Annotated in this window: 11 protein-coding genes; 3 read left to right on the forward strand and 8 right to left on the reverse strand. The window is 29.2% G+C overall.

The genetic code is table 11. The annotated features are described in order from the left end of the window. Positions 1–28: 28 nt before the first annotated feature. From OA93_RS15645 to OA93_RS15670, 6 genes are all read right to left on the reverse strand, one after another. On the reverse strand, positions 29–1,012 hold the full coding sequence (locus OA93_RS15645) for a hypothetical protein (protein WP_039114336.1): 984 nt from the start codon (positions 1,010–1,012) through the stop codon (positions 29–31). 731 nt (positions 1,013–1,743) lie between these two features. After that, complete coding sequence (locus OA93_RS15650) at positions 1,744–2,955, reverse strand: PQQ-binding-like beta-propeller repeat protein (RefSeq protein WP_039114505.1); 1,212 nt, start codon at positions 2,953–2,955, stop codon at positions 1,744–1,746. A gap of 257 nt (positions 2,956–3,212) precedes the next feature. Continuing rightward, the gene (locus OA93_RS15655) at positions 3,213–3,767 is read right to left on the reverse strand and encodes a porin family protein (protein ID WP_039114337.1); all 555 of its coding nucleotides are present in this window, start codon (positions 3,765–3,767) and stop codon (positions 3,213–3,215) included. 294 nt (positions 3,768–4,061) lie between these two features. Beyond that, positions 4,062–4,601, reverse strand: a complete 540-nt coding sequence (locus tag OA93_RS15660) for a DUF3575 domain-containing protein (protein WP_039114338.1) — start codon at positions 4,599–4,601, stop codon at positions 4,062–4,064. 88 nt (positions 4,602–4,689) lie between these two features. After that, entirely contained in the window at positions 4,690–5,844 is a 1,155-nt protein-coding gene (locus tag OA93_RS15665; RefSeq protein WP_039114339.1) for a helix-turn-helix domain-containing protein, read from the reverse strand. Between the two features lie 510 nt (positions 5,845–6,354). Next, positions 6,355–7,491, reverse strand: a complete 1,137-nt coding sequence (locus OA93_RS15670; RefSeq protein WP_039114340.1) for a helix-turn-helix domain-containing protein — start codon at positions 7,489–7,491, stop codon at positions 6,355–6,357. A gap of 389 nt (positions 7,492–7,880) precedes the next feature. Between OA93_RS15670 and OA93_RS15675 the strand changes: the two genes are divergently transcribed. The 3 genes from OA93_RS15675 (at position 7,881) to OA93_RS15685 (ending at position 10,988) form a co-directional block, all read left to right on the forward strand. Continuing rightward, positions 7,881–8,687 (forward strand): SUMF1/EgtB/PvdO family nonheme iron enzyme, encoded by an 807-nt coding sequence (locus OA93_RS15675; protein ID WP_052259470.1) that lies wholly within the window; start codon positions 7,881–7,883, stop codon positions 8,685–8,687. Positions 8,688–9,117: 430 nt separating this feature from the next. After that, positions 9,118–10,254, forward strand: coding sequence for a hypothetical protein (locus tag OA93_RS15680; protein WP_039114341.1), 1,137 nt, complete (start codon positions 9,118–9,120; stop codon positions 10,252–10,254). Positions 10,255–10,280: 26 nt separating this feature from the next. Then, positions 10,281–10,988: a DUF6090 family protein gene (locus OA93_RS15685; protein WP_039114342.1), complete on the forward strand. Its 708-nt coding sequence runs from the start codon at positions 10,281–10,283 to the stop codon at positions 10,986–10,988. 302 nt (positions 10,989–11,290) lie between these two features. Here the strand turns inward: OA93_RS15685 and OA93_RS15690 are convergent, their stop codons facing one another. Next, a complete protein-coding gene (locus OA93_RS15690) occupies positions 11,291–11,899 on the reverse strand; it encodes a hypothetical protein (protein WP_039114343.1) in 609 nt (202 codons plus the stop codon). Positions 11,900–11,969: 70 nt separating this feature from the next. Next, complete coding sequence (locus tag OA93_RS15695) at positions 11,970–12,668, reverse strand: pseudouridine synthase (RefSeq protein ID WP_039114344.1); 699 nt, start codon at positions 12,666–12,668, stop codon at positions 11,970–11,972. Positions 12,669–12,750: the final 82 nt, after the last annotated feature.

A 12,750-nucleotide genomic window follows, 5' to 3' on the forward strand; every position in this document is an offset into this window, starting at 1 on the left:
TTTTCTTTAATTCTTAATCTGCTTTATTTTAAAATAATTTAAATATGCTCCAAAAACTATTCTTTTCTTTAACCGGCTCATTTTCTTCTTGCCAATATGATGCACGCTTCTGCTTAGATTTCGAATCAGGTCTGAAAGAACTATTTTCAGGTAAATGATAAATTTCTATTTGGGTTGTTTTCTGTATTTTTTCTGTAATTTTTGTTTTGTAAGTTCCTATTATAGAAAATATACTTTTATCTTCTCCATATAATTTATATTGCACTTCCATATCAGAATTTAAAGGCTCTACTTTAATACCAGCCATATCCGATTTTGGATATTCACATCGATTCAAAACTTCATTTATTGTCCTCTTGTCTGCAGATTTTCCTTTAATATTAATGTAAATCTTATCTGTTACAGAGTAGTATTCTTCAATCATTTGTTGCACATCATACTTTATGATTTGGTTCCCAAAAACAGGTGATTCCCAAACAGAATTATGTGCTTGATCTAAATCATATTCAATATATAGTGGTTTGAAGTAAAGATGGAAAAACCACATTTTAGAGATTGATTCTGTTAGTAGCTTCTTATTAACTAAAACAGACTCAATTTTTAGAAGTATTTCAGAAATTATATTTCCTTGATAATATTGTGACAACCTTTCTTTTATAGGAAGCCATCTATCTTTAATAGCATTATGATTTATGATATCTAAAATATCGCCTTCTTCGCTAACTTTTACCCGAATCGGAAAAATCGCTTGTGAACAGTTATCTGCTATTTGTTCTATTTTCAAATCAGGGGCTAGATTATCTATATAAACTTGTTCTCTATTTATATCAAAAGAGAAATTACTACTATTATAACTTTGAATACATACTATGTCTACTTTATAATGGACGGTGCTAATTAAATTGTCATCCTCAAAATTTTGTAGCGTAAAGCCATAAACTCTATTTTCATCAAAAGGATTAAATTGTATTGTATTATCATTTTCTAACAATACTTTTTTTAAGTCTGACATATTTTAAATTATCCTAGCTAAATTATTTTGTATTTAATCACACATTGAGTTTATTATTCTTTATAATCTTCAAAACAACATGTCTTTGTTATTTGTTAAATATTCATTGATTACTGCAATATGTTTCCCAATTATTATAAAAATATGTAAGATTTATATTGAATTTAAAGATACATATTTTTCTTACACTACAAAATCAAACAATAAAAAATAATAATTTTTTAATTAACATTATAGATTTTTTAGAGTATTATTATTTGGCATAATCTATAAGTAACCCCTTATTTTATTGACTAAAGTGAGTTTCAAAAAGCGTATTTATAAAGCGAAAAAAAGAGCAAAAAAAATTGGATCGTTAAGCAAACTAAATGCTATTTCTTCCATTTATTAAAATAAATATCATTGACAAAACAGTTTTTAAAAATTCTGATAAATTATTAATCTGATAAAAGTCTACCAACTTTTATGCAAAGTTTTAGGCTACTTTTTATTTAAATAAGTTTTGAGTGATCATCCTATTTATTTCCTGTAATTCTGTTCAGAAGAACAAAAAGGAAATTATTGTAAACGAAAAAAGCTCCAGATTTCTCTGAAGCTTTTTTCGTTTTAGTAGCGGGAAATATCAAAAAATACAATCTAATTATTAAAGATTATAATAGGATAATCTATTCCAATCTTAATTTTATTTCGACAAAAGATTCTTAATACTGAGAGAGCTTCCCTCCTCTTTTTTATCGAACTAATTGTATATATGCGCTATAGATATCGTCCTTAAGAGAGGTTCGCATATAATATACGTTTTCTTCTTTATCCTTTAAATTATATTGAATTAAACCAGCATCACAATAATAATAAAACAAGTTGTCATCATCAGGAAATTCTATATTAGAAACAGGTATACTTGTTAATTTTATTTCAAGTAATAATTTACCATCCGCTAAGTCTAGTTTAAAAAGTTTTCCTTTACGAGTATATCCCCAAAGTTCATTATTTTGCTCGGTGATGTATTCGATATTGTCGCCTTTAAAATCAGTTTTCCATATCTGAGCTCCTGTTTTTGAATCAACAGCATATACAGAAGAAACTGTGGAACCTTGTGCGGCAAAATATACTTTTTTGTCTTGGCAAAATATACGTTCCTTGATATTGTATTGATTTTCTTCTAATTTAAATTGCCATAAAACATCTAGCTTATTCGGAGTTAAGGCAAAAAGCACGTCTTTTTCATTTGCTATAAACACATTTTCGTCATCTGTTACAGGTTTTCCGGTCATAGCTTCCTCAAAGCTTTTTTGGTTAAGAACTTTTCCTGTATTTGCATCAAAACTATAGACATTCGATGCACTTTGAGTGAAAATTTTATTATCAAAAAAGAGTACTGGAATATCGTTATTTGGAGAATCTAACTTGTAGCTCCATGATAAACTACCATCTTTTATATTAAGAGCGTATAGATTACTACTTTGATCTTGATTTTGAGCAGTTATATACAGTTTTCCACCATTTATAATCGGAGTTTGATCTTTTAGAATGATTTTATCTGTAATGTTACCTAACCTTGATTTCCAAAAAGGATCCCCAGTTTCGTTATCTATTGCAAAAATTTCACCGTTTATAAATGGGACGTATATAACTCCATCATGTATTGTTACTTTATTTGCACACATTTCAGTATTAGCATCTGTAGGTTTTACAGTCCAATTAACATCTTCGGAGTCAAAATCATATGAAAAAATAGTACCGTCGTAATCATAAAGTAAGATTGCTTCTTCATCTAATGTTACTTTTTGAAGCGGACTTATAACCTTATTAGTGACTGCTTCGTTAGGAGATAACTTATCATTAGAATAATTCGTTTTATCAGGTTTTGAAGTAGTTGTAATTTGCCCAAACATATTTATGACGGTAAATACAAATAAAATAGTTATTAGTTTTTGTTTCATTTTTGTTTCAGATTGTAATGTTTTATTTGGTTTTTGCATTTTATTCTTAAATATATTTAGTGCAAACAAATATAAACGAAAAAAGCTTCAGATTTCTCTGAAGCTTTGTCTTTGTAACCCTAACGAAACAATTCTCTAACCTATTTGTGGGTGATATAAAGATATTGAAATGGTTAAGTGATTAATTCAAAAATTTTGTTCCCAAAAAATGATGAGTTAATACGGTTTGCAAAATATTTTTATTGAATTATTAAGTTTTAGAAAAAGAAGTAACCAACAGATAATTGAAATACTCCATTTTTATTTTTGATGGAAGAACCTTCTACATTATTAATATCGGTTAATCCCAAATTATATCTTGCGCCAAAATTAAGTCCGTTGTCAAGTTTATAGCCTAAACCAAAATTAATACCAAAATCAAAAGTATTAAACGAATCTTTTACATCTGTTTTTTCATTTTTAGCACCAAGTAAAAACCCTATTTGAGGTCCGGCTTCAACACTTAATCCTTTTGTTACATAATATTTTCCCATTAAAGGAATGTTCAGATAACTTAAGGCAACTGTGTTATCATTAAAACTATATCCCTGACCAGAATACATTAATTCAGGTTGAAAAGAGAATTTTTCGGAAATTGGAATTTCTGATACAACACCAAAATTAAATGATGTTACAAGATCGATATCTTTGGTATTATCTCCACTGATATTTGCAAAGTTTAAACCTCCTTTAACACCAAATTTGATTTTTTGAGCATTAACATTTGTAAATCCTAAAACTGTAACAACAGCTAGTAATAAAATTTTTTTCATAAAAATTGATTTGAATTATTTGACTGCAAAATTCAGTTAAGAAAAATCAGAAAAGGTATCAAAAGCTTAAAAATGGATAAATTGGCACTTATTTTGGGGGTATTTTAACATTATTTGTTGTTGTGACCAGTAATTTTTTTTGAGCTATATAAAAAGTCGTTTTGAAGTAAACCCGGATTCTAATTTCTCCGATGGCACGAGTTTCCCCTTCATGAATGCAAAGTTGTTTCACGGGTAATCCACAATAAAAAAACTCCAGATTTCTCTGAAGTTTTGTTTTAATAACAGGAAGTACTAAAATCGATATCCAGCACTTAGTCCGAATTTTGCAACAATAGTATGGTCGGTTTTATTTGCATTGAATAATAGGGCACCAAAACCAACATTCGCTTCAAAAAGAAATCCGCTTTTACTCACCCATTTCCAGCCTCCGCTGGCACCAAGAGCAAAATCAATAACATTGGGATTTTCGGTATATATTGAATGATCTTCTGAAGCGTATATTTTTTTGCCATCTATTGAAGTTAGCATTCCAAATCCTTCAACAAACCAGCCTGATGCATATTTTTTACCCAAATATCTTCTGTAATACGGAGATATTGAATAGTTTAAATCTTCTTCATTCTTTGTATTGTCAAACACATAATAAAAAGAAAGTCCTAATGACGAATTATGATTTAAATGTCTTTCGTAACCAACCTGAAAAGATTGCCATAAAGGAGCAATTGCATTTAATTTAATTTCATTATTTTTCTGATATGAATCAGTTTCATTTTGAGCATTAGCAGAATAAAAGACAAACAAAATGATTAGTAGTAAAAAGTTCTTTTTCATAAAAAGTGATTTGAATTATTTAAATCCAAAATTCACATAAGAAAAGTTAGAAAAGGTTTCAAAAACTTAAAAATGGATAAATTGGTACTTATTTACTGGTATTTTTATATTCATTTGGTGTCTGACCAGTAACTTTTTTAAAGGCCTTATAAAAAGTCGTTTTTGAAGTAAACCCAGATTCTAATCCCATCGCTAGCAAATTGTAGTTTTCATATTCAGAATTTGAAATCATTTCCTTGACAGCTTCAACCCGATATTGATTAATGTAATTAGCAAAATTATCCTCTGTTATCGTGTTTATAATTTGTGAAACATATCCTGCGCTTATACCTAGCTTTTCAGCGACTTTTTCTCTGTTTAATGTACTGTCGGTATAAATGTGCTGCTCTTTACAAAGAAGTTCAAGTTTTTGAAAATAAAGATTCTCTGCCGTAATAGATTCTCTGTATTCTTCTGGGGTATTATTTTCTTCTGTTGGGCTTTTTTCTATAATTTGGAGACTGGGAGACGAAACAGCTAAATTGGTATTTAAAAAATTATAGATGGCATCTTTGTTTTTGGCAAGCCTATATTTGTAAATGCCGATATAAGCTGTCCAGTGCATTATTAATGTTGCCAATATAGCCACCCCACTCATGGTAGAAGAAATATCTAATTGAAAAAACAGTCCAATCAAATAGGTAGTTAGCCAGACAAATAAGATCAAATACATGATAGTCAATAAGGTAATAACCCATTTTTTCTCTTGAGGGTCTTTTAAATGCCTTATCATAAAATAAGAGTAAAGAGGTAGAAACAGGATGATGATAACGGCCAATAAAATCTGAATCAGCTGAAGTATAGTGATTAGGAACATATAGGACTCAGGAATTTTATAAATTCCTGTTACATGATCAAGTTGGATTGTAATATTAAGAGTGCTGGCAAAGACAAATGGAATATAACACAAATAAATTTTTTGTCTGTTTTTTACCGCATCATCAATGCGGTTTATAATAAACAAAAATGTGAAAACAGGTAATAGAAATACCCAATCGATAGCATCTATAAAAAGCATTAAAGGATAGGATGTAAATACACCTTCAATTTCAAAAACATAATTTAATAAAACAATGGAAAGTGCAAATAATAAGAAGGCCAGGTATTTATTTGAATTACTATTGAATATAGAAGACTTTAAAATAATTAAGCCTAAGACTACTCCCTGGAAAATCGCAATATTTAAAAGTGTTGTATAAATCAATTTTTTAATATAAAAGTTGTTTTTATGAGACGAATTTATATTAATACTGATGAATTTTCTTAGGGGATTAAGAAATGATTAACTAAAAGGCACTCTCCGAAGAGTTCTCATGCAAGCCTATGCACATGTTTCCTGACTTCATGCCAGCAATCTGAATCAGACAATATTTTATAAATCTAAACAAACAAAAAAAGCTCCAGATTTCTCTGAAGCTTTGTTTAGTAACGGCAAGTATTGAAATATCTAACCAACTTATGAATGATTTTATAAGATTATTTGTGAATAATTTATATTTCTTTCGTCAGCTTGTCTAATTCTCTTCATAAAGTGGGAAATCTATATTCTCCAGCCATACTTTCAACTTTTGTAAATGCATCGTTTAAATCAATACCGATTGAAGTAATAAAAAGTTTTTTTTTCATAAAAAGTAATTTGAATTATTTCAATCCAAAATTCACATAAGAAAAGTTAGAAAAGGTTTCAAAAACTTAAGATGGAAAAAGTTGGTACTTATTTACTGGTATTTTTATATTCATTTGGTGTCTGACCTGTAACTTTTTTAAAGGCCTTATAAAAAGTCGTTTTTGAAGTAAACCCAGATTCTAATCCCATCGCTAGCAAATTGTAGTTTTCATATTCGGAATTTGAGATCATTTCCTTGACAGCTTCAACCCGATATTGATTAATATAATTGGCAAAGTTATCCTCTGTTATCGTGTTTACAATTTGTGAAACATATCCTGCGCTTATGCCCAGTTTTTCAGCGACTTTTTCTCTGTTTAATGTACTGTCGGTATAAATATGCTGCTCTTTACAAAGAAGTTCTAGTCTTTGAAAATAGAGATTATCTGCCGTGATAGATTCCCTATATTCATCTGGTATACTATTTTCTACAATTTGCATATTGCTAAACGAAATAGCTAAATCTTCATTTAGAAAATTGTAAACCGCATCTTTATTTTTGGCTAGTTTGTATTTATAGATACCTATATAAGCTGTCCAGTGAATTATGAATGTTGCAGATAAAGCCAGGATGCTCATAGTAGCAGAAATATCAAATTGAATAAATAAGCTGGTTAGATAGATAATAAGAAAAGCGAGTAACAATGAAGTAACAATTGTTAATAAGATGATTATCCATTTTTTTTCCTCTGAATCTTTTAAATGCCTTATCATAAAATAAGAGTAAAGCGATAGAAATGGGATGAATGTAACGGCTAAAAAAAGATGAATCAGACCAAGTATATTGATTAGATTGATGCCTGACTCAGGAATAGTATAAATTCCTGCAACATGATCAAGATCTTGTGTAATAGTAAGCACAGCGGAATAGGCAAATGGAATAAAACATAAATAAGATTTTTGTTTACTTTTTACAGTATCATCAATCCGGTTTATAATAAACAGGAACATGAAAGAAGGGATTAGAAATACCCACTCGATGTGATCGATAAAGCGTAGAAAAGGATAGGGAGTAAATGCATCTTCAATCTCAAAAACATGATTCAGTAAAATAATTGAGAGTGTAAATAGTAAGTATGCCAGATATTTATTTGAATTACTGTTGAATATAGAAGACTTTAAAATAATTAAGCCTAAGACTATTCCCTGGAAAATCGCAATATTTAAAAGTGTTGTATAAATCAATTTTTTAATATAAAAGTTGTTTTTATGAGACGAATTTATATTAATACTAATGAATTTTCTTAAGGGATTAAGAAATGATTAACTAAAATGACACTCCCCGAAGAGTTCTCATGCAAGCCTGTGCTAATGGTTCCTGACTTCATGCCTGTAATCTGAATCAGACAATATTTTGTAAATCTAAATAAATCAACAAAGCTCCAGATTACTCTAAAGATTTGTCATAGTAACGGTAAGTATTGAAATATCTATTCATTTTTTTTGAGGATTATTATAGTATTTTAGCATGCGCATCCTATATGATTTATAATGAAAATTATATATTTGAAATAAAAAGGGTACAATAATTATCACACATATAAATAAGTTGACAGTAATTTAAAACAGATATTATGACAAAACAGACATTTATAATCTTTCTTGGACTTTTGATGCTAAATTCCTGTAAACAAGACAATGCTGACTATGTTTTTGTGGAGGGTGGAGCTTTTGAACAAGGTAAAAACCAATTCATCATTAGTCCAAAAGGAGACACAATAAATGGTTTTACAAGTCCACACCGAATGGTAGAGCTTGATGACTTTTACATAAGTAAATATGAAATAACTGTTAAACAGTTTAGAGAATTTTGTGAAAAAACAGGCAGAAAAATGCCTGAAGCACCTATTGAAAATGCCCACGGAATAAAAGTATATTATAAATGGATAGACGAAAACCCAATGCTTGCAACTTGGGACGAAGCAAATGACTTTGCCAAATGGGCAGGAGGAAGATTACCAACTGAAGCAGAGTGGGAATATGCCGCTAAAGGTGGAAAGAAAACTAAAAACTACAAATACAGTGGTAGTAATAATCCAATCGAGATTGGATGGGTAAAAGAAAACTCAGACAGCATCTTTCATAAAGTTGGTCTACTTAAACCTAATGAACTAGGAATTTATGATATGACGGGAAATGTTGGTGAATGGGTTTTTGATTGGTATAATCCTGAAAAAGATAGTTTAGTAAGTACAAAAAATCCACAAGGACCAGCCGAAGGAGCTTATAAAATTTCGAAAGGAGTTAGTTGGTTTTACGAAACCCAAAGCACTGATGGAAAGCCATTAGAATATGGGATTCATATGCCAGAAGTTAGGTACCAATCTCCAAAAGGCACTCGAAATGACGGATTTGGATTTAGAATTGCAAAAAACAAATAAAACTACCGCTAACAGTTACTACAACAGATTTGGACAATAGCCTTAATGGAAAGCAGGTTTTATATTTGGGATGATTTCTTTGAGAATAAAAAGAAGGCACTTTATTATGAAATATAAAACTATTGAAAAAATTAAATTCACTAATTACAAAATTATAGCTTAATTTTTTTCTTCTTTTTGTTGATATATCCACATTCATTTTTGTATCAAAAACATTTGGTAAAACAAAAATCCCTTTGATAATTTATAATGGAAAAATTATATATTTGAAAATAAATAGCATACAATACTTATCCTTTATATCTACCCAAATCCGGGTCGCTTTTTGTGGTTCTGTCACACATATAAACAAGTTGGCTGCAATTTTCTGGGACCTTAATAATAAAAAATAAACCAAAAAAAAATAAACCAAAAAAAAAGATAATACAACATGAAAAAAAAAATACTCTTACTTCTTACATTATTCATTACAAATTTTAACTATGCTCAAAACATATTACTAGACAGTTTAGTTCAAAAGAATGGTTTCCCTTTCCAAATTGATAAAAATATTTCATTTCAGGGAAAAGGATGGGATGTTTTACTAGACGAAATAAAACAATCTAATTCGGTTTTGTTGGGAGAAAGTCATTTTACAAACGAAATTCCTTATTTCACAAATGCTATTATCAATGAGGTTAAGTTTGATAACTATTTTCTTGAGGTTGATCCTTATTCAGTAGATATAATCGAAACAAATATTAAATCTCTATCTGCCGAACAGCTTAATTCTTTTGTTAAAGAATATAGTACAAACTTTTCTTTTTTGGAGTTAGAACCCGAATTTAATTTGCTTAAGGATTTAGTTAAACGTAATACCAAAATATATGGTGTTGAACAAATTAGCATTTTTGCAGATCAAATGATAATTTCAAATTTAAAAGAAACTTCGAAAAATAAAAAAGTGATTGAGATATATGAGCAAATGCTCCATAATTCCAAACTACTTGCGTCTAAAGAAGGTCATGAAAAATTCTACCTATTATCCGAAGATTGCCTTCAAAAAATAGATTCGTTGTTGAAGTTAAAACTTTCTGACAATGAGCGAAAACAAATTGAAGCATTAAAGTTAAGTAGAGAGATTTATATTAATAGAAATCATCCCTTAAGGATTCAACTGATGAAAAGCATCTTGCTAAACCAAATGTCCGATTGGAAAAACAAAAAAAATCTTTTCAAGTTTGGTGCAGTTCATCTACCAAAAGGGGAAACCATATTAACAAAAACTGACATATATGATATAGGCAGCTTAATTTCTAATATTGAAGAGGCAAGTTGGAAAAAATCGTTACATATAATGCTTGTTGGAAAAGGAGAAGACGAAGAGGATAATACTAGTTTTAAATCTTTTCTAAATGTGTTAAAAGATGATCAATGGTACTGTTTTGATTTAAGACCTTTAAAGAAATCTATTTTACAAAACAAACTAAAAGTAGATGATATATACTTATCGAGAGTTATAAAGGGGTATGATTATCTTATTTATATTCCTAAAGTAACTAAAAGTAAAGAAATCTCGATAAAATAATAGGAAGATATTTTAATAAAAAAAATATGCAAGAAGAAATAACGAAACATTCAGAAAAAATTTATAAAACTGTGAAAAATTCAAAACATACATTGGGAGAGAAAGTGAAGGAAATCATTATAGAAATTTTTATAATCGTTTTTGCTGTAACACTTTCAATATCGTTACACAGTTGGAGCGAACACAGACATCAACAAGAAGAAGTGACAGTGTTTCTTGAAAATTTAAAGAATGATTTGCAAAATGATGTAAAAAACATCGACATTGAAAAGGAAGCATACAAAAAGTCAAACATAAGCTATGAGAAAATTTTAGCACTAACGACTCGCCAACTTGACAGTATTTATAAGTCTAAAAATAAAGTTGATTTTCCAATTTATTCGCATGGACCAAAAATGAATATTGGTAATTATGAAGGTTTTAAGTCTAGTGGTAAAATTGGCTATATTGAAGACGAAAAATTAAAACAGAAAATCTTAAATTATTACCAAATATATGTACCGGCAATTAACGAAGTCGATAAATATTATAATGATTTTTTGTTTAAGTGTTTTGATAAAATGATAGAAAATGCGGATAAATCAGAACAAGAGTTATATTCAGACCCAAAATTTAAAAAGACAATTGAATTTCTTGTAAAACTAGGTAAGAATAATATAAGGGTTTACGACAAAAATACAAAACCACTAACAATTGAACTTATTAAAGAAATTGAAAAAGAGTTGAATAAATAAAAAATGGCACACAACCGCCGTTTGACAATGTGGCGGGTTTAGCCTTAATTTGAAGTTGGGGTTATTTGGAATGATTAGCAAATATAATGAATGAGTTTAATTTAATTTCAAGCCCACTGTACTAGAGGGACGTTATAGGCAATCTTAAATAAACGAAAATTACTTGATATTTGTTGCTTATTGGAACGGATGAGAAGTCGGGAGACTTCTCATCGCAATCGTGGCAATAGGAACACTTCGGAGAGCAAGTGGCATTACTGTAAAGTAAAAATAGAATTAAAGGTAAATCCTATAAGATAAATTTAAGGACGAAACAATTTCAAATTATTTAAATTTAATAAATCTAAAACCCGGGGTGAAACTTTCAAATCGGATCGAAACTTTAAAACACCTTTTATGAAATGTCTCTGTAATTCTTTTGCATTGCGTATTGAAAATGGAGTATTGAATATAATGGCTTTATAAATTATTGTGTTTGTAGCGTTATCGAAATAATATACACAAATATCAAGACTTACATCTTCACCCTCTGATAAAACTACATCATAATTTTTCGGATCGGGATTTGGAGATAAAGACTTAAAAGTTAGAGATTCAATAACTATTTCATTATCATAATGGTGCAAACCATTTTGATCAACTATTACTTTGGTAATTTTATTTTTTCGGATAGTAATTGTATGCTTTACTATGGCATATATCAAAAAAGATAGCAGTAATACAGATAGCACAACAGAATAAAATTTAAATATAACAGATAGTTTTTCAGATTCAATGATAACTATCTCTGAAATAATTATTCCTAAAATTGTACTCCCAAAAATAAATGCTCCTAAAACCTTTACTATAAAAGTAATTTTATTTGATTTTAATGATTCAATTTCCGAAAATTCATTATTCTGAAAATCCATTTTTTGTTAGAAGTTAGAAATTAAACATTATAGCTTTTGGAGTAAATTTAAGAAAGATAAATTTATTATTCTATTCATACTTACTCAAATCTAGATTAAGAATATTGCCTACTCTGCTAAACTCTTCATTAATCTTTGCATTCAAGATTAGTTGTTCGTTTTTTATTGGATGATTAAAGATTAACTGATGTGCGTGAAGCATCATTCCTTTCAGCTCATAATTCTCCAACCATAATTTATTTTGCTTGTTACAACCATGTGGACGGCTTCCTAAAATGGGATGAAAAATATGTTTGAAATGTTTACGTAATTGATGCATACGTCCGGTTTCAGGAATCGCTTCTACCAAACAATATCGTGAGGTTGGCTTATTATTAAACTCTAACTCAACTTCGGCATTTTGCAAACGGTGAAAGTATGTTATTGCATTTTGTTTAATGTCATCGTCATTGATTAAATCATAATCAATCGTTAGTTCATCGGGGGACCAACCACGTAAAATTGCTAAATATTTTTTTTCGACTTCGCGTGTGGCAAAACGATCATTCATAATTTTCAAAACCTCCTTATCCAATGCAAATAACAAGACACCAGATGTTTTTCGGTCTAACCGGTGAATAGGATAAACGTGTTGCCCTCCTATTTGATTTCTCAATTCCTGAATGGCATAAACTTTTGCATCGCGGGCATAAAATGATTTGTGAACCAATAATCCACTTGGTTTATTAATTGCAATAATATATTCGTCTTGGTAAAGAATTTCTAACATTTGGCAAAAGTAAAAGAGATTTCGATTAAAATCACTTTTATGACTTATTTGTTTCTATCCTTTTCTTTTTATTCTAAATCGA

The organism is Flavobacterium sp. KMS (assembly GCF_000813005.1).
Classification (GTDB): Bacteria; Bacteroidota; Bacteroidia; order Flavobacteriales; family Flavobacteriaceae; genus Flavobacterium.

Excerpts from the sequence above, each read along its gene's own strand:
- OA93_RS15645 (WP_039114336.1), bottom strand. The coding sequence starts at position 1,012 with ATGTCAGACTTAAAAAAAGTATTGTTAGAAAATGATAATACAATACAA.
- OA93_RS15650 (WP_039114505.1), bottom strand. The coding sequence starts at position 2,955 with ATGAAACAAAAACTAATAACTATTTTATTTGTATTTACCGTCATAAAT.
- OA93_RS15655 (WP_039114337.1), bottom strand. The coding sequence starts at position 3,767 with ATGAAAAAAATTTTATTACTAGCTGTTGTTACAGTTTTAGGATTTACA.
- OA93_RS15660 (WP_039114338.1), bottom strand. The coding sequence starts at position 4,601 with ATGAAAAAGAACTTTTTACTACTAATCATTTTGTTTGTCTTTTATTCT.
- OA93_RS15675 (WP_052259470.1), top strand. The coding sequence starts at position 7,881 with ATGACAAAACAGACATTTATAATCTTTCTTGGACTTTTGATGCTAAAT.
- OA93_RS15680 (WP_039114341.1), top strand. The coding sequence starts at position 9,118 with ATGAAAAAAAAAATACTCTTACTTCTTACATTATTCATTACAAATTTT.
- OA93_RS15685 (WP_039114342.1), top strand. The coding sequence starts at position 10,281 with ATGCAAGAAGAAATAACGAAACATTCAGAAAAAATTTATAAAACTGTG.
- OA93_RS15690 (WP_039114343.1), bottom strand. The coding sequence starts at position 11,899 with ATGGATTTTCAGAATAATGAATTTTCGGAAATTGAATCATTAAAATCA.
- OA93_RS15695 (WP_039114344.1), bottom strand. The coding sequence starts at position 12,668 with ATGTTAGAAATTCTTTACCAAGACGAATATATTATTGCAATTAATAAA.